23 protein-coding genes and 1 tRNA gene are annotated in these 22,209 nt (G+C 45.5%); 23 read left to right on the top strand and 1 reads right to left on the bottom strand.

The window, feature by feature from the left end:
* Positions 1-75 precede the first annotated feature (75 nt).
* The 6 genes from ICN20_RS09845 to ICN20_RS09820 all read left to right on the top strand — a co-directional run bounded on the left by ICN20_RS09845 (position 76) and on the right by ICN20_RS09820 (position 6,797).
* On the top strand, positions 76-1,863 hold the full coding sequence (locus ICN20_RS09845; RefSeq protein ID WP_216240019.1) for an acetolactate synthase 3 catalytic subunit: 1,788 nt from the start codon (positions 76-78) through the stop codon (positions 1,861-1,863).
* Positions 1,863-2,354, top strand: a complete 492-nt coding sequence (gene ilvN, locus ICN20_RS09840) for an acetolactate synthase small subunit (protein WP_011902903.1) — start codon at positions 1,863-1,865, stop codon at positions 2,352-2,354. The genes ICN20_RS09845 and ilvN overlap by 1 nt, the downstream gene beginning before the upstream one ends.
* Before the next feature lie 51 nt (positions 2,355-2,405).
* Entirely contained in the window at positions 2,406-3,422 is a 1,017-nt protein-coding gene (gene ilvC, locus ICN20_RS09835; protein ID WP_046329933.1) for a ketol-acid reductoisomerase, read from the top strand.
* Between the two features lie 60 nt (positions 3,423-3,482).
* Entirely contained in the window at positions 3,483-4,130 is a 648-nt protein-coding gene (locus ICN20_RS09830; protein ID WP_216240017.1) for a phosphatidylserine decarboxylase, read from the top strand.
* Positions 4,131-4,245: 115 nt separating this feature from the next.
* Positions 4,246-5,019: a CDP-diacylglycerol--serine O-phosphatidyltransferase gene (gene pssA / locus ICN20_RS09825; protein ID WP_370624562.1), complete on the top strand. Its 774-nt coding sequence runs from the start codon at positions 4,246-4,248 to the stop codon at positions 5,017-5,019.
* A 230-nt stretch (positions 5,020-5,249) separates the two neighbouring features.
* Entirely contained in the window at positions 5,250-6,797 is a 1,548-nt protein-coding gene (locus ICN20_RS09820; protein WP_216240012.1) for a 2-isopropylmalate synthase, read from the top strand.
* A gap of 23 nt (positions 6,798-6,820) precedes the next feature.
* On the opposite strand, the gene ICN20_RS09815 is transcribed toward ICN20_RS09820, so the two are convergent.
* Positions 6,821-7,414 (bottom strand): YSC84-related protein, encoded by a 594-nt coding sequence (locus ICN20_RS09815; RefSeq protein WP_216240010.1) that lies wholly within the window; start codon positions 7,412-7,414, stop codon positions 6,821-6,823.
* Positions 7,415-7,631: 217 nt separating this feature from the next.
* Between ICN20_RS09815 and rpsO the strand changes: the two genes are divergently transcribed.
* The 17 genes from rpsO to nuoK all read left to right on the top strand — a co-directional run bounded on the left by rpsO (position 7,632) and on the right by nuoK (position 22,208).
* The gene (gene rpsO, locus ICN20_RS09810; protein WP_068323724.1) at positions 7,632-7,901 is read left to right on the top strand and encodes a 30S ribosomal protein S15; all 270 of its coding nucleotides are present in this window, start codon (positions 7,632-7,634) and stop codon (positions 7,899-7,901) included.
* 268 nt (positions 7,902-8,169) lie between these two features.
* A complete protein-coding gene (gene pnp / locus ICN20_RS09805; protein WP_216240008.1) occupies positions 8,170-10,323 on the top strand; it encodes a polyribonucleotide nucleotidyltransferase in 2,154 nt (717 codons plus the stop codon).
* Positions 10,324-10,347: 24 nt separating this feature from the next.
* The gene (locus tag ICN20_RS09800) at positions 10,348-11,346 is read left to right on the top strand and encodes an NAD(P)H-quinone oxidoreductase (RefSeq protein WP_216240006.1); all 999 of its coding nucleotides are present in this window, start codon (positions 10,348-10,350) and stop codon (positions 11,344-11,346) included.
* Between the two features lie 18 nt (positions 11,347-11,364).
* On the top strand, positions 11,365-12,123 hold the full coding sequence (tpiA, locus tag ICN20_RS09795; protein ID WP_216240004.1) for a triose-phosphate isomerase: 759 nt from the start codon (positions 11,365-11,367) through the stop codon (positions 12,121-12,123).
* A gap of 22 nt (positions 12,124-12,145) precedes the next feature.
* Positions 12,146-12,490, top strand: a complete 345-nt coding sequence (secG, locus tag ICN20_RS09790; RefSeq protein WP_216240002.1) for a preprotein translocase subunit SecG — start codon at positions 12,146-12,148, stop codon at positions 12,488-12,490.
* Positions 12,491-12,576: 86 nt separating this feature from the next.
* Positions 12,577-12,661, top strand: a tRNA-Leu gene (locus tag ICN20_RS09785).
* Between the two features lie 108 nt (positions 12,662-12,769).
* Positions 12,770-13,129, top strand: a complete 360-nt coding sequence (locus tag ICN20_RS09780; protein ID WP_215358987.1) for an NADH-quinone oxidoreductase subunit A — start codon at positions 12,770-12,772, stop codon at positions 13,127-13,129.
* Between the two features lie 5 nt (positions 13,130-13,134).
* Positions 13,135-13,617 carry an NADH-quinone oxidoreductase subunit B family protein gene (locus tag ICN20_RS09775; protein ID WP_011902891.1) on the top strand — a complete coding sequence of 161 codons (483 nt, stop codon included), beginning with the start codon at positions 13,135-13,137 and terminating at the stop codon, positions 13,615-13,617.
* Positions 13,618-13,620: 3 nt separating this feature from the next.
* Positions 13,621-14,220, top strand: coding sequence for an NADH-quinone oxidoreductase subunit C (locus tag ICN20_RS09770; protein ID WP_216239994.1), 600 nt, complete (start codon positions 13,621-13,623; stop codon positions 14,218-14,220).
* Between the two features lie 3 nt (positions 14,221-14,223).
* Positions 14,224-15,477: an NADH-quinone oxidoreductase subunit D gene (locus tag ICN20_RS09765; protein ID WP_216239992.1), complete on the top strand. Its 1,254-nt coding sequence runs from the start codon at positions 14,224-14,226 to the stop codon at positions 15,475-15,477.
* 23 nt (positions 15,478-15,500) lie between these two features.
* Positions 15,501-16,007, top strand: coding sequence for an NADH-quinone oxidoreductase subunit NuoE (nuoE, locus tag ICN20_RS09760; protein ID WP_216239991.1), 507 nt, complete (start codon positions 15,501-15,503; stop codon positions 16,005-16,007).
* Positions 16,004-17,302 carry an NADH-quinone oxidoreductase subunit NuoF gene (gene nuoF, locus ICN20_RS09755; RefSeq protein ID WP_216239989.1) on the top strand — a complete coding sequence of 433 codons (1,299 nt, stop codon included), beginning with the start codon at positions 16,004-16,006 and terminating at the stop codon, positions 17,300-17,302. The genes nuoE and nuoF overlap by 4 nt, the downstream gene beginning before the upstream one ends.
* Positions 17,303-17,334: 32 nt before the next feature.
* Positions 17,335-19,650, top strand: coding sequence for an NADH-quinone oxidoreductase subunit NuoG (nuoG, locus tag ICN20_RS09750; protein WP_216240433.1), 2,316 nt, complete (start codon positions 17,335-17,337; stop codon positions 19,648-19,650).
* An 8-nt stretch (positions 19,651-19,658) separates the two neighbouring features.
* Positions 19,659-20,732, top strand: coding sequence for an NADH-quinone oxidoreductase subunit NuoH (gene nuoH / locus ICN20_RS09745; protein ID WP_216239986.1), 1,074 nt, complete (start codon positions 19,659-19,661; stop codon positions 20,730-20,732).
* An 11-nt stretch (positions 20,733-20,743) separates the two neighbouring features.
* Positions 20,744-21,235 (top strand): NADH-quinone oxidoreductase subunit NuoI, encoded by a 492-nt coding sequence (gene nuoI, locus ICN20_RS09740; protein ID WP_215390996.1) that lies wholly within the window; start codon positions 20,744-20,746, stop codon positions 21,233-21,235.
* Positions 21,236-21,255: 20 nt separating this feature from the next.
* Positions 21,256-21,903, top strand: coding sequence for an NADH-quinone oxidoreductase subunit J (locus ICN20_RS09735; RefSeq protein WP_216239984.1), 648 nt, complete (start codon positions 21,256-21,258; stop codon positions 21,901-21,903).
* Positions 21,900-22,208 carry an NADH-quinone oxidoreductase subunit NuoK gene (gene nuoK / locus ICN20_RS09730; RefSeq protein ID WP_128113589.1) on the top strand — a complete coding sequence of 103 codons (309 nt, stop codon included), beginning with the start codon at positions 21,900-21,902 and terminating at the stop codon, positions 22,206-22,208. Before ICN20_RS09735 ends, nuoK begins: the two co-directional genes overlap by 4 nt.
* Position 22,209: the final 1 nt, after the last annotated feature.

Below are 22,209 nucleotides of genomic sequence, written 5' to 3'. Positions count from 1 at the left end.
TCGAACTCAGGCCATAAGCAGGAGATAGAACAGACCAATCAATTTTTTGCCGAAAATTGCAAAGGACGAAAGAAAATGAATACAAGCAGCGCCGAATTCTTAGCTTCTAAAGCTAACAAAGACTCAATAAATACAAACAATGATGCAGCACCTCCAGAAATGATTGGCGCTGAAATGCTCGTGCATGCATTGCACAAAGAGGGCGTTGAATTTGTCTGGGGTTACCCAGGTGGATCCGTTCTCTTTATCTATGATGAAATTTTTAAGCAAGATAAGTTTGAACATATCTTGGTTCGCCATGAGCAAGCAGCTGTTCACGCTGCCGATGGCTATGCTCGCGCAACCGGTAAGGTTGGCGTTGCATTAGTCACCTCTGGCCCCGGTGTTACCAATGCGGTTACTGGTATTGCAACTGCATATACCGATTCCATTCCATTGGTGATCATCAGCGGTAACGTACCAACATATGCCATTGGTGAAGATGCTTTCCAAGAGGCTGATACGGTTGGTATCACTCGTCCAGTGGTAAAGCACAATTTCCTCGTCAAAGATGTGAAAGATCTTCCTTTGGTTTTGAAGAAAGCTTTCCATATTGCGCAGACGGGCCGACCAGGTCCTGTGTTGATCGATATCCCTAAGGATGTATCAGCAGCTAAGGGCCCATTTGTATATCCGGAAACCTTGGAAATGCGTTCTTATAACCCTGTTGTAAAGGGTCACAGCGGCCAGATTCGTAAAGCGGTAGCTTTGCTGCAAGAGGCCGAGCGTCCATACATCTATACCGGCGGTGGTGTGATCCTCTCTGATGCGGCTCCTGAATTAAAAGAGTTCGCTGACTTATTGGGTTATCCAGTAACTAACACCCTCATGGGCTTAGGCGGGTTCCCTGGAACTAGTCCACAGTTCTTAGGCATGCTCGGTATGCACGGAACATACGAAGCCAATATGGCGATGCAGCACAGTGATGTATTGATTGCGATTGGCGCTCGTTTTGACGACCGCGTGATTGGTAACACATCCCACTTCGCAAGTCATCCGCGCAAGATCATCCACATTGATATTGATCCTTCTGTAATTTCTAAGCGTGTAAAGGTAGATGTTCCTATTGTTGGTAATCTCAAAGAGGTATTGGTTGAGATGACTGCGCAATTGAAGGCTGCTGGTCCACGTAAGAATGGCGATAAAGTTGCCGCTTGGTGGGATCAAATTAACGAGTGGCGTAAAAAAGATTGCTTGAAGTACGACGAAGCTTCTCAAATTGTGAAGCCACAGTATGTAGTGCAAAAATTGTGGGAACTCACTGGCGGTGATGCATTCATCACGTCTGACGTAGGTCAACATCAAATGTGGGCCGCTCAGTTCTACAAGTTTGATAAGCCCCGTCGTTGGATTAACTCTGGTGGTCTTGGCACTATGGGCGTAGGCTTGCCTTATGCCATGGGCATCAAGAAGGCCTTCCCAGACAAGGATGTATTTGCTATTACTGGCGAAGGCTCCATTCAGATGTGTATTCAGGAACTTTCTACCTGTAAGCAATACAACACCCCAGTAAAAATTGTTTCCTTAAACAACCGCTATTTAGGTATGGTCCGCCAATGGCAAGAACTTACCTATAACAAGCGTTACTCCAGCTCTTATATGGATTCTTTGCCTGACTTTGTGAAATTGGCAGAGGCCTTTGGGCACGTCGGCATGCGCATCGAGAAGAAGTCGGATGTTGAGGGCGCGCTTAAAGAAGCAATTCGCCTAAAAGATCGCACAGTGTTTATGGATTTCCAGACTGACCCAGAAGAAAACGTTTGGCCTATGGTTCAAGCGGGTAAGGGTATTACTGAAATGCTTTTGGGTAGCGAGGATCTCTAATGCGACATATTATTTCTGTACTCATTGAGAACGAGCCGGGCGCCTTATCGCGTGTTGTAGGTTTATTTTCTGCACGCGGTTACAACATTGATACTTTGAGTGTTGCGCCGACTGAAGATCCATCTTTATCTCGTATGACTATCGTGACGTTTGGTTCCGATGACGTCATTGAGCAAATTACTAAGCACTTAAACCGTTTGGTTGAGGTAGTGAAGGTATTTGATTTAAGTGAGGGACCTCACATTGAGCGTGAGCTCATGATGATTAAGGTCCGTGCTGTAGGTAAAGAGCGCGAAGAGCTCAAACGTACCACCGATATCTTCCGCGGTCGCATCATTGATGTGACTGATAAGAGTTACACCATCGAGTTAACAGGTGATGGTGCCAAGTTGGATGCCTTTATTGATTCGATCGATCGCGCATCGATTCTGGAAACTGTCCGTTCGGGTGGTTCTGGAATTGGTCGTGGCGAGCGCATCCTCAAGGTTTAATTTTATTAACTAATTACTGCATTAATTACATTTTCAATACAAGGAAAGAGCATGAAAGTTTTTTACGATAAAGACGCTGATTTGTCCCTCATTAAGGGCAAGAAAGTCACCATCATTGGTTATGGTTCACAAGGTCACGCTCACGCATTGAATCTGAAAGATTCAGGCTGTAACGTTACTGTTGGTTTGCGTAAAGATGGCGCTTCCTGGAGTAAGGCAGCAAATGCTGGCTTGACAGTCAAAGAAGTTGGCGAAGCAGTGAAAGATGCCGACGTAGTCATGATGTTGTTGCCTGACGAACAAATTGCTGATGTTTACAGCAAAGAAGTTCACGGCAATATCAAGCAGGGCGCTGCCTTGGCTTTTGCTCACGGCTTTAACGTTCACTATGGTCAAGTTCAGCCACGCGCTGACTTAGACGTGATCATGATTGCTCCTAAGGCTCCTGGCCATACAGTTCGCGGCACATACGCTCAAGGTGGCGGTGTTCCGCATTTGATCGCTGTTTACCAAGACAAATCAGGTTCTGCGCGTGATGTTGCTTTGTCATACGCAACAGCAAACGGTGGCGGTCGTGCCGGCATCATCGAAACAAACTTCCGTGAAGAAACTGAAACTGACTTGTTCGGTGAACAGGCTGTTCTCTGCGGCGGCGCTGTTGAGTTGATCAAAGCTGGTTTTGAGACATTGGTTGAGGCTGGTTACGCTCCTGAAATGGCCTACTTTGAGTGCTTGCATGAACTCAAGTTGATCGTTGACTTGATCTATGAAGGCGGTATTGCTAACATGAACTACTCCATCTCAAATAACGCTGAGTACGGTGAGTATGTCACTGGTCCACGCGTTGTAACAGAAGATACTAAGAATGCAATGCGTCAGTGCTTGAAAGATATTCAAACTGGTGAGTATGCTAAGAGCTTCATCTTGGAAAACAAAGCAGGCGCGCCTACCTTGATTTCTCGTCGTCGTTTGAATGCTGAACATGACATCGAAGTTGTTGGCGCGAAATTGCGTGCCATGATGCCTTGGATTGCTAAGAACAAGTTAGTTGATCAAACTAAGAACTAAGTAATTACGTAGAAGCAAGCATCAAATTAATAGAAGTTCATTTAAAGGCTCAGAACAAAGATGATGTATCCACACCCCATTATTGCGAAAGAAGGCTGGCCGTATTTGGCGTTAGTGGGGGCCTTGACTTTGCTGGTTCACTATTTGGGTGGCATAGCGTGGTCATGGCCACTTTGGATCATTTTTATCTTTGTTCTGCAGTTCTTCCGTGACCCGCAGCGTATTCCTGCTATGGGCCGCGATCTGGTTTTATCCCCGGCTGATGGTCGTATTGTTGTTGTTGAAAAAACCAATGATCCCTATGCGGGTCGTGAGGCGCTGAAGATTAGCGTATTCATGAATGTATTTAATGTCCACTCTAATCGTAGTGCGGTAAATGGTTTGGTGAAGGAAATTCAATACTTCCCTGGAAAATTTGTAAACGCAGATTTGGATAAGGCATCAACTGAAAACGAACGTAATGCCGTAGTCATTGATGCTAATGGCCAGACAATTACATTGGTTCAGGTCGCTGGCCTGATTGCGCGCCGAATTCTTTGCTATATCCATGTTGGTGATCGACTTAAAGCTGGTGAGCGCTATGGCTTTATTCGCTTTGGATCGCGCGTAGATGTGTATTTACCTTTAGCCGCAGAGCCTTTGGTTTCTGTTGGTGATAAAGTATTTGCAACAAATACGGCTTTGGCACGTTTGCCTGGCTTGGATTGATTCGAATCTTTAACCGGGATACGCTTTGAGTACATTTCGCCGTCGTGGTCGTATTGATCGTAGCCGCCTCTCTTCTCGTCATACCTCATCGACTGAGCGGCAATGGGCAGAGGAGTTGGGCGATGGTATTGATTACGAAGTAGAGGATTTGCATCCGCAAAAGCCCCGCTTACGTAGCAAAGGTATTTACCTTTTGCCTAATGCATTTACAACCGCAGCTTTATTCTGTGGTTTCTTTGCCATCGTTAATGCGATGAATCACCAGTTTGAAATTGCCGCGATTGCTATTTTTGCTTCACTAGTACTTGATGGAATGGATGGTCGAGTAGCGCGCATGACCAATACTCAGAGTGCTTTTGGAGAGCAATATGACTCATTGGCTGACATGGTTTCCTTTGGCGTTGCGCCTGCTTTAGTTGCATATGAATGGGCCCTGAAGGATTTGGGTAAATGGGGCTGGTTAGCGGCATTTACTTATTGTGCTGGCGCAGCTTTACGTTTGGCCCGTTTTAACGTGAATACTAGCGTTGTTGATAAGAAGTTTTTTCAAGGTCTACCTAGCCCGGCTGCAGGCGCTTTGATGGCCGGATTTATCTGGCTGGCTGACGACAACAAGATTCCAGTGCGCGATACCGCCATCCCTTGGATCACCTTCTTTATTGCAGTTTATGCGGGCCTAACGATGGTCTCAAATGCCCGTTTTTATAGTGGTAAAGCCTTGGATGTCCGCTACCGCGTTCCATTTGGCGTGATGGTCTTAATGATTCTGACTTTTGTTTTGATCTCGTCCAACCCGCCTTTAACCTTATTCGGTTTATTCGTCGTGTATTCAATCTCTGGCTATGTCATTTGGGCCTGGGAAAGACTCAGTGGCAAGCGTTTTAGCTAATCCCCAATTTTTGGGGTATATTTAATCCATGTTGATGAACTTTTCACCTTTAGCCAGCCTCCTTCTGCTAGCACTAAGCCTAAAGCTTGGGGCGGGTAAGGCCTGAGTTAATGAGATAAAGAAAATTCATTAGCCAACACATACCAGCCCCAGCTAATTGCTGGGGTTTTTGTTTTATTAAATTGAATAAACTTAATCAGTTCAGAAGTATTTAAAACCGGAGAGTAGTGATGAGCGACAAAGTAATCATTTTTGACACCACCTTACGTGATGGCGAGCAATCCCCTGGCGCATCGATGACTAAAGACGAGAAGGTTCGTATTGCTCGTCAATTAGAGCGCCTTAAAGTGGATGTGATTGAAGCAGGTTTTGCTGCTAGCTCTGAGGGAGACTTTCAGGCTATCTCTGCAGTTGCCGCCGCAGTCAAGGATTCAATCGTATGTTCATTGGCCAGGGCGAATGACAAAGACATCACACGCGCTGCAGATGCCTTGCAAGCGGCTAATGCCAAACGCATTCATGCATTCTTAGCTACCAGCCCATTGCACATGGCTGTGAAGTTACGTATGTCACCAGAAGAGGTATTGGAGCAGGCTAAGCGCTCAATTCGTTTCGCGCGTAACTTGGCCTCGGATATTGAGTTTTCAGCAGAAGATGGTTATCGCTCAGAAATGGATTTCTTGTGCAGGGTAGTTGAGGCCGTCATTAATGAAGGCGCCTCTACGATTAACATCCCAGATACAGTAGGTTATGCAACCCCCGAGTTATATGGTGAGTTCATCAAAACCTTGCGTACCCGTGTACCTAACTCTGACAAAGCGGTTTGGTCAGTGCATTGTCATAACGACTTAGGTATGGCTGTTGCCAATTCTTTGGCTGGCGTAAAGATTGGCGGAGCTCGTCAAATTGAGTGCACGATTAATGGCTTAGGTGAGCGCGCAGGCAATACTGCATTAGAAGAGATTGTGATGGCATTGCGTACACGCAAAGACTATTTCGATATGGTTTGCGGTATTGATGCAACTCAAATAGTTCCTGCTTCTAAATTGGTTTCTCAGATCACTGGCTTTGTCGTGCAGCCTAACAAGGCTGTTGTTGGCGCCAATGCATTTGCCCATACTTCTGGTATTCACCAAGACGGTATTTTGAAGAATCGCGATACCTATGAAATCATGCGTGCAGAAGACGTAGGCTGGTCTGCCAATAAGATTGTTTTGGGTAAATTATCTGGTCGCAATGCCTTTAAACAGCGCTTGCAGGAGTTGGGTATTACTGTTGAAGCTGAGGCGGATTTGAATGAAGCGTTCACTCGATTTAAAACATTAGCAGATCAAAAGTCTGAAATTTTTGATGAAGATATTATTGCCATCATGTCTGACTCAGCAGCAGCAGAAGAGGGCGAGCACTACAAATTTATTTCATTAAGTCAGCATTCAGAAACTGGTGAGCGCCCTAAATCCCGTGTGACATTCCGCATGGGAGATAAAGAAATTAGCTCTGAGGCGGAGGGCAATGGCCCGGTAGATGCGAGCTTGAATGCAATCGAGGAAATAGCAAAGAGTGGCGCTGAGCAGTTGCTCTATTCAGTGAATGCGATCACATCGGGAACGCAATCACAGGGAGAGGTTACTGTGCGCCTGGCAAAAGGTGGGCGAATTGTGAATGGGGTAGGTACCGATCCCGACATTATTGCTGCATCTGCAAAAGCGTATTTATCGGCTTTGAATAAATTGCATGATCCGAGCCAAGCTAAGCTCAATGCGCAGATGACCCCTTGATTATTGGGTCATCTGCAAGATTTTTACTTATTTAAATCAGCATTCTTATAGTACTTCGTGCCCTTGCCAGTGATTTCAGCGGCAAGGCCGGAGTCGGTCAGTTGATACATCAACACGCCTGGGGAGACCACAGTCGCATCTTGTAATGCGCCGCCATCTTTGTCATATTTGGCTGCAGCTGTCACTTGTCCGCCAAAAGTCCAGCCTGAATTAATGAAGTCGTTCATAGCTGCTTCAGTTTGAAAAACGAAGATGTTTTGGAAGGACTTAATCCCTAGTCCCAATCCAGCCTGTACTTCAGCCATATTCATGTAAACCGGCTTTTTGTCTTTTCCTATAACTACGCCGCTACCAGTGCCACCGCCTGCGATCAGAATTTTCATACCAAAATTACTAAAGGTCGCATAGCCAACGGATTTTTCAATTAGCTCCTTGGCCTTGGGTTGAACTTCGTAAAGTCGTTTCAAAGTGGCTTGATTCTTGGCTAAAACATCCTGACGTTGCTCGGCAACGGTTTTATCTGGGCCAAAAAAGGAGCCAAACTGGGCATAAGCTGGTTGAAATAGGCCAAATCCAATGCAAAGAATGGAGATGATGGGGCGATAAATTAGGCGCATAATATGTAAGTCTTTGTTTTTAAAGGGATTATAGTAAATATATGTCAGAATTTGATGATACAGGATGTCTATTTAAGCATGCGGTTATGTAAATGGGTGCTGGCTCTGCTACAATTCGATGGCTTTGATTTGTAAAGCTTTTTTGTTTTATTTTGTTAATCACGCACGACACGGATTGGGTGAAAGCTCAAGTGTTCGCAAGTAAGGAGTATTAAAAATGGCAGTTGCTGATATTAAAACGGCGGAAATCGTCAAAGAAAACGCGCGCAGCGCAAACGATACGGGTAGCCCTGAAGTTCAAGTTTCATTGCTTACAGCCCGCATCAATGAATTAACCCCCCATTTCAAGGCTAACGCTAAAGACCATCACAGCCGTCGCGGTTTGTTGAAGATGGTTTCACGTCGCCGTCGCTTATTGGATTACCTCAAAGGCAAAGATTTGGATCGCTATCGCGCATTGATTGAGAAATTAGGTCTCCGTAAGTAATTCTTATTGGTATGCAATGCCATCTTTCTTAGGGTTGTTTCTTCACGGAATCAGTCTTAAGCAGATGGCATGTTTTTTGGGCGCTTCAAGATTATTTGTGTAGGGGATTGTGTCATTCCAATGAGCTTCTGAAGGTTGATTCAGAGTCTCCCTGGAATGGCATCCCTTGTGATCTTAAAACGCTCCAGTGTTGTCGTGACACTGCTTTATCCCACGACAAGCGCAATTTTCATGTGAGCTTTGCGTGAACAATTTGGAGAAGATCAGAATGACTATGTTTAAAAAAGCAGTAAAAAGTTTTCAATGGGGTAATCATCAGGTAACTATGGAAACAGGCGAGATCGCTCGTCAATCTGGTGGTGCCGTTATCGTTAACGTTGATGACACAGTAGTAATGGGTACGGTTGTTGCTTCTAAGTCTGCAAAGCCAGGCCAATCCTTTTTCCCATTGACTGTTGATTACTTAGAAAAAACTTACGCAGCAGGCAAGATCCCTGGTGGCTTCTTCCGCCGCGAAGGTCGTCCTTCAGAAGGTGAGACATTAATCTCCCGTTTGATTGACCGTCCATTGCGTCCTTTGTTTCCAGAAGGCTTCTTGAACGAAGTGCAGGTAGTTGTTCATGTGTTGTCTATCAACCCAGATGTTCCTTCTGATATTCCTGCTTTGATCGCTGCTTCTGCAGCATTGGCTATTTCAGGCATCCCTTTTGCTGGCCCAGTTGGCGCAGCACGTGTTGGTTACGCTAATGGTCAATATTTATTGAACCCAACTCGCACAGAGCAAGCTACTAGCGAAATGGATTTGATTGTTGCTGGTACACAAGCTGCCGTATTGATGGTTGAGTCAGAGGCTAATCAGTTATCCGAAGAAATCATGTTGGGTGCAGTTGTATATGGTCACGACCAAATGCAAACAGCAATCAATGCAATTAATGAATTGGTTTCTGAAGCTGGCAAGCCAGAATGGGATTGGACTGCTGCACCTAAAGATGAGCCATTCATCGCTAAGGTTACTGCTTTGGCTGAAGCGCCATTGCGTGAGGCTTATCAGATTCGTCAAAAAGGCGCTCGTTCAGACAAGCTCAAAGAGATTACTAAAGAAGTAGTTGCTAAGTTACAAGAAGAAGGTGATGTTGACGCTGTAGCTGTTAATGACATCTTGTTTGAAATTGAAGCGAAGATTGTTCGTAGCCAGATTTTGAACGGTGAGCCACGTATTGATGGTCGCGATACACGTACTGTTCGCCCGATTGAAATTCGTAACGGCGTATTGCCGCGTACACACGGTTCTGCATTATTTACCCGTGGCGAAACACAAGCTCTTGTTGTGGCTACCTTAGGTACTGCACGTGACGAGCAAATCATTGATGCGCTCGAAGGTGAATACCGCGATCGTTTCATGTTCCACTACAACATGCCTCCGTTTGCTACTGGTGAAACTGGCCGTGTAGGTAGCCCAAAGCGTCGTGAAATTGGTCATGGTCGTTTGGCTAAGCGCGCATTGATTCCAGTCTTGCCAAGTGCAGAAGATTTTGCATACAGCATTCGTGTTGTTTCAGAAATTACTGAGTCCAATGGTTCATCTTCAATGGCTTCTGTTTGCGGCGGCTGTTTAGCAATGATGGATGCTGGCGTTCCTGTTAAGGCTCACGTTGCTGGTGTAGCAATGGGCTTGATTCTTGACGGCAATCGTTTTGCTGTGTTGACCGATATCTTGGGTGATGAAGATCACTTAGGCGATATGGACTTTAAAGTAGCAGGTACAGCGAACGGTATTACTGCCTTGCAGATGGATATTAAAGTTCAAGGTATTACTAAAGAAATTATGCAAGTTGCTTTAGCGCAAGCAAAAGAAGGCCGTTTGCACATTTTGAGCAAGATGCAAGAAGCAATGGGTTCAGTTCGTACAGAATTGTCTGCTCATGCTCCACGTATGGTTTCTTTCAAGATTCATCCAGACAAGATTCGTGAAGTCATCGGTAAAGGCGGCGCGACTATTCAAGCCTTGACCAAAGAAACGGGTTGCAGCATCGACATTAAAGATGACGGCACTGTAACTATTGCTTCTACAAGTGCTGAAGGCATGGCTGAAGCAAAAGCGCGTATCGAAGGCATTACTGCTGAAGCTGAAGTAGGCAAGATCTACGAAGGCCCTGTTGTGAAGTTGCTCGAATTCGGCGCTTTGGTCAACATTCTTCCTGGTAAAGATGGCCTCTTGCATATCTCTGAGATTTCCAATGAGCGCGTAAAAGAAGTTAAAGACTATTTGGCAGAAGGCCAAGTGGTTCGCGTGAAATTGCTAGCTGCTGATGAGCGTGGTCGCTTGCGTCTTTCATTGAAAGCTGCGATGGCTGATGAAGGCGGCACGATTGCTCCTTTAGCAGGTGCTGCAGAAACTCCGGCTACAGACGAACAGGCTTAAGCCTAAAGATCGCAGGAGTCTCTTATGCGCGTTATCGAGATCAAAGAATTTGGTGCCCCAGAAATGCTGGTGCCAGCTACTCGTCCTGATCCAGTAGTTCCCGCTACTGGGACTGGCGAAATTTTGATTAAAGTTTTAGCTGCCGGAATTAATCGTCCAGACGTTTTACAACGTAAAGGACATTACCCAGTTCCAGCAGGTGCATCAGATATTCCTGGTCTTGAGGTTGCTGGAGAAATCGTTGGTGGAGATTTATCTCATGCCGACAACGTGTTTGGTTTAAAGGTAGGCGATAAAGTCTGTGCATTGGTTCAAGGTGGTGGTTATGCTGATTTGTGTACCGCTCCTGTTGCCCAGTGCTTGCCTTATCCAAAGGGATTTACTGACCAAGAGGCGGCAGCATTACCTGAAACTTTCTACACCGTATGGAGCAATGTCTTCATGCGCGGTCAGTTATCTGAGGGTGAAACATTATTGGTTCAAGGCGGCTCTAGTGGTATTGGTGTTACTGCGATCTTGATTGCTAAAGCCCTAGGCCATAAAGTATTTGTGACTGCTGGTACCGACGAGAAGTGTGCCGCATGTGTGGCATTAGGTGCTGATCTGGCCATTAACTACAAGACGCAAGATTTTGTCGAAGAAGTGAAGAAGGCAACTGATGGCAAGGGCGTTAATGTCATCCTCGATATGGTTACAGGCGCTTATGTGCAAAAAGAAATTGATTGCTTGGCTGATGATGGGCGCATTGTGATTATTGCAATCCAAGGCGGATCAAAAGCAGAGGTAAGCACTAATCAGATTTTGCGTCGTCGCTTAACGATTACTGGCTCAACATTACGTCCACGCCCAGTGTCATTCAAGAAGCAAATTACAAAACAGCTTTTTGAAAATGTTTGGCCTTTACTCAACGCAGGTAAATTAAAGCCAGTTATCTATAAAACGTTTTCGCTAGATCAGGCAGCGGATGCTCATGCATTGATGGAGTCATCTGAACACGTTGGCAAAATTGTTTTAACTGTATAGAAATATTCATCACCCCCTATGCGACCACTCATCGTTATCGGCAACTGGAAAATGAATGGCAGTCTTGTAAGTAATCGAGACTGGATCAAAACCGTTGCTCGTGGCATGGAGAGTGGAATGCCATCAGGACGTAAATATGCGGTATGTCCTCCATTTCCGTATTTGTCTCAATGTGCGCAGTTAATTAAAGAGCATTCATTAGCCTTTTTGAATCTAGGCGCCCAAGATGCATCGGCTCATAGTTCAGGCGCCTACACAGGTGAAGTTGCAGCACTCATGCTCAAAGAGCTTGGTTGTACTTACGTCATTGTTGGCCACTCTGAGCGTCGTCAAATGCATCAAGAGGCGGATGAGGTAGTAGCAGCTAAAGCCCTTCAGGTCTTAGACCATGGCATGACTCCAGTGATTTGTGTTGGTGAGACAGCTGATGAAAGAAATTCAGGTAGAGCAGAAGAGATTGTTTGCTCGCAGGTTGCCAAGCAGGTGGGTGTATTACAAGACCGCCTTGCGGACTGCTTAATAGCATATGAGCCGGTATGGGCGATTGGAACTGGCAAGGTTGCTAGTGCCCAGGTTGCGCAAGATATGCATCGCGCTATCCGCCTTCAATTGGCGGAATTTAACGAGGATGTAGCTTCTCACGTTGGAATTTTGTATGGTGGCAGTGTCAAACCTGACAATGCTGTTGAATTGTTTGCGATGCCTGACATCGATGGTGGACTTGTTGGGGGTGCTTCATTGAATCCTCAGGATTTCCTTGCCATTTGTCAGGCATAGATTTTTTATTTGGAGATGAGCTGTGGAATGGTTTAAGACTTTATTGATCGTGTTACAGGTAATTTCAGCTTTGGCTGTCATTCTTTTGGTTCTATTGCAGCAAGGCAAGGGCGCTGACATGGGTGCGGCGTTCGGATCTGGCTCGTCTGGCAGTCTATTTGGGGCCAGTGGTTCTGCGAACTTTCTGTCTCACGCAACTGCAGTATTTGCTGCTGTTTTCTTTGTTTGTACTTTGGGTATTACCTGGATTGGCAATAAGAAGGAAGTTAGTCCTGGCGTCCTCTCTGGCACGGTTGCCCCTGCTGCAGTGCCGGCTGCTCCGGTAGCACCTGCTCAGGACCCAAGCAAACCAGCAGTTCCTAAGTAAAAAAGTAGGTTTTTACTTATTTGACTACCTCAAAAGAGGGGTAGTGCAGTTGTGCAATGCAGTAGAATTAACGGGTTTTACAAGATGCCGACGTGGTGAAATTGGTAGACACGCTATCTTGAGGGGGTAGTGGCTTAGGCTGTGCGAGTTCGAGTCTCGCCGTCGGCACCAATAAAGAAGTATTGATCGAGTTTTTGCTCTAAATCAATGCTTTATGTAGTTGAACATTGAATAATTTGCTTCTTATAGGATTTACCAGACAAACGAATCAGGGCTATTTTGAATCTCGCTAATTACTTTCCTGTTCTGCTTTTTATCCTCGTAGGCATTGGGGTGGGATTAGTCCCCATGTTCCTCGGAAAAATTTTGGCTCCTTCGAAGCCTGACGCTGAAAAACTCTCTCCTTATGAGTGCGGTTTTGAAGCTTTCGAAGATGCACGTATGAAGTTCGACGTGCGTTACTACTTAGTCGCTATTCTCTTCATCCTGTTCGATCTTGAAACTGCATTCCTATTTCCATGGGGTGTGGCATTGCGTGATATTGGATGGCTAGGCTACGCCTCTATGGTGATATTCCTCTTGGAATTCATTGTGGGATTTGTATATATCTGGAAAAAGGGCGCTCTCGACTGGGAGTGATAGATATGGCATTAGAAGGCGTACTTAAAGAAGGTTTTGTAACCACCACTGCGGATCAGTTGATTAACTGGACGCGCAATGGCTCCTTATGGCCAATGACCTTTGGTCTGGCTTGTTGTGCGGTTGAGATGATGCATGCGGGTGCTTCCCGTTATGACTTGGACCGATTTGGTGTGGTATTTCGCCCATCTCCGCGCCAATCAGACTTGATGATTGTTGCAGGCACTTTGTGCAACAAGATGGCTCCAGCTTTACGCAAGGTTTACGATCAAATGCCCGAGCCACGTTGGGTGATTTCTATGGGTTCCTGCGCCAATGGCGGTGGCTACTACCATAACTCTTATTCAGTAGTGCGTGGTTGCGACCGTATTGTTCCAGTTGATATTTATGTACCTGGTTGCCCTCCAACAGCGGAAGCGTTGATCTATGGAATCATTCAGTTGCAATCCAAGATCGCTCGCACTAGCACGATTGCGCGGAAGGCTTAAGTTATGTCAGATCGTTTGAACCAGTTAGCCGCCAATTTAGAAAAAGTATTAGGTAAACGCGCACAATCTATTGAGATTGCATTGGGTGAAGTGACTGTTGTTGTGAATGCAGACACTTATTTCGAATCGGCTTTGTTGCTACGTGACGATCCATCACTTGCATTTGAGCAGTTAATAGATTTATGCGGTGTTGATTACCAAGATTTTCGTGATGGCGTATGGAGCGGTCAACGCTTTGGTGTCGTAAGTCACTTATTATCTTTGCAGCACAACTGGCGCTTGCGTGTTCGCGTATTTGCACCAGACGATAGTTATCCATTGGTAGCTTCGATTACTCCGGTATGGAACTCAGCCAACTGGTTTGAGCGTGAAGCATTTGACCTCTACGGCATCTTGTTTGATGGTCACGAAGACTTGCGCCGCATTCTGACTGACTACGGCTTTATCGGTCATCCATTTAGAAAAGATTTCCCAATCAGTGGCAATGTTGAAATGCGTTATGACCCAGAGTTAAAACGTGTTGTTTACCAGCCGGTCACAATTGAGGCTCGAGAAATTACTCCACGCATTGTTCGTGAAGAGCAGTATGGAGGTCCGGTTTAAGTCATGGCACAAATTAAGAACTACACCCTCAATTTCGGTCCCCAGCATCCGGCGGCGCATGGCGTATTACGTTTAGTGCTTGAGCTCGATGGTGAAGTAATTCAACGTGCCGATCCTCATATCGGCTTATTACATCGCGCTACCGAAAAATTGGCTGAGACACGCACTTGGATTCAGAACGTTCCTTATATGGACCGTTTGGATTATGTATCCATGATGTCCAATGAGCATGCGTATGTCATGGCCATTGAAAAGTTATTGCAAGTAGATGTTCCGCTGCGCGCTCAATACATCCGTGTGATGTATGACGAGTTAACTCGCTTATTGAACCACTTACTCTGGATAGGCTGTCATGGTCTAGACGTTGGTGCAATGGCCGTCTTCTTGTACGCCTTCCGCGATCGTGAAGACATCTTTGATATGTACGAAGCAGTTTCGGGTGCCCGTATGCACGCTGCTTACTACCGTCCAGGTGGCGTATATCGTGATTTGCCAGATCACATGGCTCAGTACAGCAAGAACAAAATTCGCAGTGATTCCGCTATCAAGCGTTTAAATGAAAACCGTAGCGGCACTTTATTAGATTTCATTGAGCAATTTACCAATGGCTTTGATGCCAACGTAGACGAGTACTGCAATCTCTTAACGGATAACCGTATCTGGAAGCAACGTTTGGTCAATATTGGCATCGTCACTCCAGAGCGTGCATTGCAACTCGGATTTACTGGTCCAATGTTGCGTGGTTCAGGCATTGAATGGGATTTGCGCAAGAAGCAGCCATATGAAGTCTATGATCGTTTAGATTTTGATATTCCAGTAGGCGTTAATGGCGATTCTTATGATCGTTATTTGGTGCGTATGGAAGAGATGCGCCAATCCAATCGCATCATTAAGCAGTGCGTTGCTTGGTTAAAAGCAAATCCAGGCCCAGTGATGAGTGACAACCATAAAGTTTCTCCACCCAAGCGTGTGGATATGAAAACCAATATGGAAGAATTGATTCACCATTTCAAACTCTTTACTGAAGGGATTCACGTTCCTGATGGCGAGGCTTACTCAGCTGTTGAGCATCCAAAAGGTGAGTTTGGAATTTACTTAATTTCAGATGGTGCTAATAAGCCTTATCGCATGAAGATTCGTGCGCCAGGATTTGTACACCTTTCAGCAATGGATGAGATGTCACGCGGCCATATGTTGGCTGATGCGGTAACCATTATTGGTACCCAAGATATTGTGTTCGGGGAGATTGACCGCTAATTAAGCGTGCCAAGGATTATTTAATGACTACAACTCTTCAACTTTCTGACAAAACATTGGCTGATATTCAACGCAATATCGCTAAGTACCCACCAGAGCACAAGCAATCTGCTGTAATGGCCTGCTTGATTGCTGCTCAAACAGAGGTGGGTTGGGTTTCGCCTGAAGTGATCGAAACGATTGCACAAATTCTAGAGATGCCAAGCATCGCAGTTGATGAAGTAGCTACTTTTTACAACATGTATAACACCAAGAAAATTGGTAAATACAAATTAGTAATCTGTACCAATTTGCCATGCCAGCTCACTCATGGTGAAACAGCTGCTACGTATTTAAAAGAGACTCTTGGTATTGGCTACAACGAAACTACTCCTTGCGGAACCTTCACTTTAAAAGAGGGTGAGTGCATGGGTGCATGCGGCGACTCACCAGTGATGTTGGTGAATGACAAGCGTATGTGCAGCTTTATGAGCAAAGAAAAGATTGATGTTTTGTTAAATGAATTGCGTGCAGAAGGGAAAGCAGCATGACCAGCTTGCACGATCGCCATATCAAGCCTTTAATTCTTGCTGGATTAAACGGCGATAACTGGCGTTTAAAAGACTATGAAAGCCGTGGCGGCTATCAACAATTGCGTCGTTTAATTAACGATAAAGTATCACCCGATAGCATCATTGCAGAATTGAAAGCTTCATCATTGCGTGGTCGTGGTGGTGCAGGTTTCCCTACTGGATTGAAGTGGAGCTTTATGCCACGCCAATTCCCAGGACAAAAATATTTAGTTTGTAATAGTGACGAAGGTGAGCCGGGTACATTTAAAGACCGTGACATCATGCGTTACAACCCGCATGCCTTGATTGAGGGCATGATTATTGGTGCTTACACCATGGGTATCACTGCTGGCTACAACTATATCCACGGCGAAATCTGGGAAGTCTATTCCCGCTTTGAAGAGGCTTTGGAAGAAGCTCGTGCTGCGGGATATTTAGGCGATAAGATTTTAGGAAGTGATTTCTCCTTCCAGTTGCACGCTTCTCCAGGTTGGGGTGCATATATTTGTGGCGAAGAGACTGCATTACTTGAGTCATTAGAGGGTAAAAAGGGTCAACCACGCTTTAAGCCGCCATTCCCTGCAAGCTTTGGTTTGTATGGCAAGCCAACTACGATTAACAACACAGAAACATTTGCTGCTGTGCCATTCATCTTGGCCATTGGTGGCCAGGCTTATTTAGAGCTTGGTAAACCTAATAACGGCGGTACGAAGATTTACTCAGTCTCCGGTGACGTTGTACATCCAGGTAATTATGAAATTCCATTAGGCACTCCTTTCGCAGAACTGCTAAAGCTTGCTGGCGGTATGCGTGATGGTAGGGCTTTAAAGGCAGTGATTCCTGGAGGATCTTCTGCTCCAGTCATTCCTGGAGCGCAGATGATGGATCTGACTATGGATTACGACAGCATTGCTAAAGCTGGATCGATGCTGGGTTCAGGCGCAGTGATTGTGATGAATGAAACGCGTTGCATGGTTCGTGCCTTAGAGCGTTTATCTTATTTCTATCACGAAGAATCATGCGGTCAGTGCACTCCATGTCGTGAAGGTACTGGTTGGTTATGGCGCATTGTTCACCGTATTGAACATGGTGAAGGGCGTCCGGAGGATTTGGATTTGCTTAATGACGTAGCCGCCAATATTCAAGGCCGTACGATTTGCGCTTTAGGTGATGCTGCAGCAATGCCAGTTCGCGGTATGTTGAAGCATTACATGGATGAATTTGCATATCACGTAGAACATAAGCGCTGCTTAGATTCTGCGAAACCTTTATAAAGATTTAGAGCACGGGATATCTTAAAGTGAGCATGGTAGAAATCGAATTAGATGGTAAGGCCGTAGAAGTTCCGCAAGGTTCGATGGTGATGCACGCCGCGAACAAGCTCGGCACCTACGTTCCTCACTTCTGCTATCACAAGAAGTTGTCGATTGCGGCTAACTGCCGTATGTGCCTAGTTGAAGTTGAGAAGGCGCCTAAGCCATTACCTGCTTGTGCCACACCAGTGACTCAAGGCATGAAGGTGTTTACACATTCCGCAAAGGCCGTCGAGGCTCAACGCTCTGTGATGGAATTCCTCCTGATCAACCATCCATTGGATTGCCCAATTTGCGACCAGGGTGGCGAGTGCCAGTTACAAGACTTGGCAGTTGGTTACGGCAAGTCTAATTCACGCTATGACGAAGAGAAGCGTGTTGTGTTTCATAAGAATGTTGGCCCATTGATTTCCATGCAAGAGATGACACGTTGCATCCATTGCACGCGTTGCGTCCGATTTGGTCAAGAGGTTGCTGGCGTTATGGAGCTTGGCATGGTCAACCGTGGCGAGCATTCTGAGATCACCACTTTTGTTGGTCAGACTGTAGATTCAGAGTTGTCTGGAAACATGATTGATTTGTGCCCAGTTGGCGCGTTAACCAGCAAGCCATTCCGCTATGCTGCACGCACATGGGAACTTGGACGTAAGCGTTCAGTAAGCCCGCACGATAGCTTGGGTGCAAATACTACGGTTCAAACTAAAGCAAATAAAGTAATGCGTGTTGTTGCTCTAGAAAATGAAGCCATTAATGAATGTTGGATTAGTGATCGTGATCGCTTCTCTTACGAGGGTTTAAATAGCGCTGATCGTGTCACTACGCCAATGGTAAAGCAGGGCGGTCAGTGGTTGGAAACAGATTGGCAGTCAGCATTGGACTATGTTGCGCATTCCCTAAAATCGATTTCAGCTGAAAGCGGCCCAGAGTCTATTGGCGCATTAGCTCACCCAATTTCTAGTACAGAAGAGTTGCATCTCTTGCAAAAGATGGTTCGTGGCTTGGGTTCTAAACAGGTTGAAACGCGTCTACGCCAAACTGATGTGAAGGGTGCCGCTACAGCTCCATGGTTAGGCATGCCTGTTGCCAAGATTAGTGAATTAGATCGCGTATTAGTTGTTGGTAGCTTTTTGCGTAAAGATCAGCCAGTGCTAGCCGCCCGTATTCGTACAGCTAGCAAGCGTGGTTTACAAGTTACTCGCATTGATGCAGGTGGTGATGACTGGCTTATCCCAAGCAGTGGCATCACTGCTACACCAAGCGCATGGCTCAATGCATTAAGTGAAGTGGCGCTTGCAGTTGCTAAAGCTAAATCAGTCAGCGCACCAGCTGGCACCGCGAACTTAGCAGTTTCACCTGTGGCGCAGAAGATTGCCGATAGCTTGTTGTCAGGTGAATCTACTGCTGTATTGCTAGGTTCTGCTGCTATTGCACATCAACATGCATCTGATTTGCATGTATTAGCTCAATTTATTGCTGAGCAGACTGGCGCAACTTTAGGCTTCCTACCGGTAGGTGGAAATGCTGTTGGCGCATCCTTGGTGAATGCTAATGGTGCTGGCGTTGAATCACTATTGTCTGGTGATCGTCGCGCTGTCATTTTGATGAATATCGAGCCTGATTCTGATTTGCCTAACCCAACAGCAGCTCGTGCTGCATTGGCAAAAGCAAATACAGTGATCGCTTTTAGTGCTTATAAGAGCGCAGACTTGATGGAGGTTGCCGACGTCATTCTCCCAATCTCTACATTCTCAGAAACAGTTTCTACCTTCGTCAATCTAGAAGGCAGAGTTCAGACAGTTCAACCTTCAGTCAAACCTTTAGGTGATTCTCGTCCGGCATGGAAAGTATTGCGTGTACTCGGTGGCTTATTGGGCCTAGATGGTTTCTTGTTTAATGCGCCTGAAGAAGTTTTAGGTGAGGCATTGGATGAAGGTTATTGCACACGCTTGGATAACAAGACTTCAAGCACATCTATAGCCAACAATAATCAAGCTCCATTGAATGGTCTTGAGCGTTTGGCTGATGTCAATATATACGCTGGTGACCAAATCGTACGTCGTTCATCGGCATTGCAACTAACTCGTGATGCTAAGCGCGGCAATCAGGTTGGTTTGAATAAAAACACATTCGCTGAATTGGGTCTAAAAGAGGGTGATGCTGTTCGAGTTACTCAAGGAACTCAAACTGTTGATATGCCAGCAACATTAGAAGTAAATTTAGCGCCAGGCGCCATCAGAGTTTCTGCTGGAACTATGGCTAGTGCGAAATTGGGATCCATGTTTGGTCCAGTAACTGTTAGTAAGGCATAAGGTCAGAGATGGATAATTTCTTGAACCTCGTTACCACCCAAGGTGAGGCCATTTTTGGCTCTTTATGGCCATTGGTTTGGGCTTTGGTACGTATCGTCATCATCGTGTTGCCAATGTTTGGTTGCGTAGCTTACCTAACCCTCTGGGAAAGAAAGCTGATTGGTTGGATGCATATTCGCCTAGGACCAAATCGTGTGGGTCCTTTAGGTTTATTGCAACCTATTGCAGACGCATTAAAACTCTTAATGAAGGAGATCATTGCTCCTGCACAAGCTAGTAAGGTTCTGTACTTCATTGCACCAATTATGGTGATCATGCCTGCGTTTGCTGCATGGGCCGTAATTCCATTCCAAGCGAAGATGGTTTTGGCTGATGTCAATGCGGGTCTGCTCTACATCATGGCTATTTCCTCAATTGGTGTTTATGGCGTGATCTTGGCTGGCTGGTCATCAAACTCTAAATACCCATTCTTAGGCGCTATGCGTGCATCAGCGCAGATGATTTCTTACGAGATCGCTATGGGCTTTGCGTTGGTTACAGTGCTACTCACTTCGGGCTCTTTAAATCTGAGTACGATTGTTGCGTCTCAAGAGCAAGGTTACTTTGCAAGCCTGGGCCTTAACTTCCTCTCATGGAATTGGTTGCCTTTATTGCCAATGTTCTTGATTTACTTTATTTCTGGTGTTGCTGAAACTAACCGCCATCCTTTTGACGTAGTCGAAGGTGAGTCTGAGATTGTTGCTGGCCATATGGTTGAGTATTCAGGAATGTCATTTGCGATGTTCTTCTTGGCTGAATATGCCAACATGATTTTGATTGCTGCTGTGGCATCCATCATGTTCTTAGGCGGCTGGTTACCCATTGTTGATTTACCTATCCTGCGCGATATTCCAGGCTTCTTCTGGTTGTTCGGCAAGACATTCTTCTTGCTGTCTTGCGTTATTTGGTTGCGTGCAACATTGCCACGTTATCGCTATGACCAAATTATGCGTTTGGGCTGGAAGATTTTTATTCCCATCTCAGTATTCTGGGTGGTTGTTATCGGCGCGTGGGTTGTATCCCCATGGAATATTTGGAAATAAGTTGATCAATCATGTTTAAGAAAATTTCCCAATTCCTCGATAGCTTGATGCTTAAAGACATCTTGACCGGTATGTCTATTACTGGCCGCTATCTTTTTAAGCCAAAAATTACTGTTCAATACCCAGAAGAGAAGACGCCATTGTCTAATCGCTTCCGTGGTCTACACGCACTCCGTCGTTACGAAAATGGTGAAGAACGTTGTATTGGCTGCAAGTTATGTGAAGCCGTATGTCCTGCTTATGCGATCACTATTGAAACTGCTGAGCGCGATGACGGTACCCGTCGTACTAGCCGCTACGACATCGATCTTACTAAATGTATTTTCTGCGGCTTTTGCGAAGAAGCATGCCCAGTTGACGCCATTGTAGAAACCAATATCTTTGAATATTTCGGCGATAAGCGTGGTGACTTGTATTTCACTAAAGATATGCTTTTAGCTGTAGGTGATAAGTATGAAAAAGATATCGCCGCTAACCGTGCAGCTGATGCACCTTACCGCTAATCGAATCGAGCAGAACTAATATGACATTCGATCCATCTACTTTATTTGCTGTTTTCTTCTATGGCTTTGCAGGTTTATTGGTCATTTCTGCATTGCGCGTGATTACTGCTCGTAATCCAGTCCATGCTGCGCTATTCCTTGTATTGGCATTCTTTTGCGCGTCCGGGCTCTGGATGTTGCTTAAGGCTGAATTCTTAAGCTTGGCCTTGATTCTGGTTTATGTAGGCGCCGTTATGGTGCTCTTCCTATTCGTTGTCATGATGTTGGATCTAGATATTGAGCATCTACGTAGAGATTTTAAAAAGTACTTGCCAGTTGCATTTTTAATGGGCGCAGTGATTGTTCTGGAGCTATCGATTGTGATTATTCGTAGCTTCATTGGTACGAATGCGCCAGTGCAGCCGATGCCTGAAGAGATGATGGCAAACAATACTCAAGCCTTGGGTATGTTGATCTTTGTTGATTATGTTTATGCGTTTGAAGTTGCTGGTGTGATTCTATTGGTTGCCATTATTGCTGCTGTTGCTTTGACATTGCGCAATCGTAAAGACTCTAAAGCTCAAAATATCCACGAGCAGGTCAATGTGGTCGCTGCAGATCGTATGCGTATTGTGAAGATGGGTTCTGACATGGCGGCAAAACAAGATGCAAGGGGAGAGAAGAAATGAATATCACTCTCGCTCATTACTTAGTGCTTGGTGCGATTTTGTTCGCAACTAGTGTTATTGGTATTTTCTTAAACCGTAAGAATGTCATCGTATTACTCATGGCTATTGAGTTGATGCTTCTCTCGGTCAATATGAACTTTGTTGCCTTCTCTCACTATCTGGGTGATATGGCAGGTCAAGTATTCGTATTCTTTATTTTGACTGTGGCAGCTGCTGAAGCAGCTATCGGCTTGGCAATTTTGGTTGTGCTCTTCCGCAAGGTTGACACCATTAATGCCGAAGATCTTGACCACCTTAAAGGCTAGT

The sequence above is a fragment of the Polynucleobacter sp. JS-Polo-80-F4 genome, from assembly GCF_018881965.1.
In the GTDB taxonomy this organism is placed as follows: domain Bacteria; phylum Pseudomonadota; class Gammaproteobacteria; order Burkholderiales; family Burkholderiaceae; genus Polynucleobacter.
This window is presented reverse-complemented; position numbering and strand designations above follow the sequence as displayed.

What these genes read in the sequence shown, in the direction of transcription:
- ICN20_RS09845 (WP_216240019.1), top strand. Translation starts at nt 76, where the DNA reads ATGAATACAAGCAGCGCCGAATTCTTAGCTTCTAAAGCTAACAAAGAC.
- ilvN (WP_011902903.1), top strand. Translation starts at nt 1,863, where the DNA reads ATGCGACATATTATTTCTGTACTCATTGAGAACGAGCCGGGCGCCTTA.
- ilvC (WP_046329933.1), top strand. Translation starts at nt 2,406, where the DNA reads ATGAAAGTTTTTTACGATAAAGACGCTGATTTGTCCCTCATTAAGGGC.
- ICN20_RS09830 (WP_216240017.1), top strand. Translation starts at nt 3,483, where the DNA reads ATGATGTATCCACACCCCATTATTGCGAAAGAAGGCTGGCCGTATTTG.
- ICN20_RS09820 (WP_216240012.1), top strand. Translation starts at nt 5,250, where the DNA reads ATGAGCGACAAAGTAATCATTTTTGACACCACCTTACGTGATGGCGAG.
- ICN20_RS09815 (WP_216240010.1), bottom strand. Translation starts at nt 7,414, where the DNA reads ATGCGCCTAATTTATCGCCCCATCATCTCCATTCTTTGCATTGGATTT.
- rpsO (WP_068323724.1), top strand. Translation starts at nt 7,632, where the DNA reads ATGGCAGTTGCTGATATTAAAACGGCGGAAATCGTCAAAGAAAACGCG.
- pnp (WP_216240008.1), top strand. Translation starts at nt 8,170, where the DNA reads ATGACTATGTTTAAAAAAGCAGTAAAAAGTTTTCAATGGGGTAATCAT.
- ICN20_RS09800 (WP_216240006.1), top strand. Translation starts at nt 10,348, where the DNA reads ATGCGCGTTATCGAGATCAAAGAATTTGGTGCCCCAGAAATGCTGGTG.
- tpiA (WP_216240004.1), top strand. Translation starts at nt 11,365, where the DNA reads ATGCGACCACTCATCGTTATCGGCAACTGGAAAATGAATGGCAGTCTT.
- ICN20_RS09775 (WP_011902891.1), top strand. Translation starts at nt 13,135, where the DNA reads ATGGCATTAGAAGGCGTACTTAAAGAAGGTTTTGTAACCACCACTGCG.
- ICN20_RS09770 (WP_216239994.1), top strand. Translation starts at nt 13,621, where the DNA reads ATGTCAGATCGTTTGAACCAGTTAGCCGCCAATTTAGAAAAAGTATTA.
- ICN20_RS09765 (WP_216239992.1), top strand. Translation starts at nt 14,224, where the DNA reads ATGGCACAAATTAAGAACTACACCCTCAATTTCGGTCCCCAGCATCCG.
- nuoE (WP_216239991.1), top strand. Translation starts at nt 15,501, where the DNA reads ATGACTACAACTCTTCAACTTTCTGACAAAACATTGGCTGATATTCAA.
- nuoF (WP_216239989.1), top strand. Translation starts at nt 16,004, where the DNA reads ATGACCAGCTTGCACGATCGCCATATCAAGCCTTTAATTCTTGCTGGA.
- nuoG (WP_216240433.1), top strand. Translation starts at nt 17,335, where the DNA reads ATGGTAGAAATCGAATTAGATGGTAAGGCCGTAGAAGTTCCGCAAGGT.
- nuoH (WP_216239986.1), top strand. Translation starts at nt 19,659, where the DNA reads ATGGATAATTTCTTGAACCTCGTTACCACCCAAGGTGAGGCCATTTTT.
- nuoI (WP_215390996.1), top strand. Translation starts at nt 20,744, where the DNA reads ATGTTTAAGAAAATTTCCCAATTCCTCGATAGCTTGATGCTTAAAGAC.
- ICN20_RS09735 (WP_216239984.1), top strand. Translation starts at nt 21,256, where the DNA reads ATGACATTCGATCCATCTACTTTATTTGCTGTTTTCTTCTATGGCTTT.
- nuoK (WP_128113589.1), top strand. Translation starts at nt 21,900, where the DNA reads ATGAATATCACTCTCGCTCATTACTTAGTGCTTGGTGCGATTTTGTTC.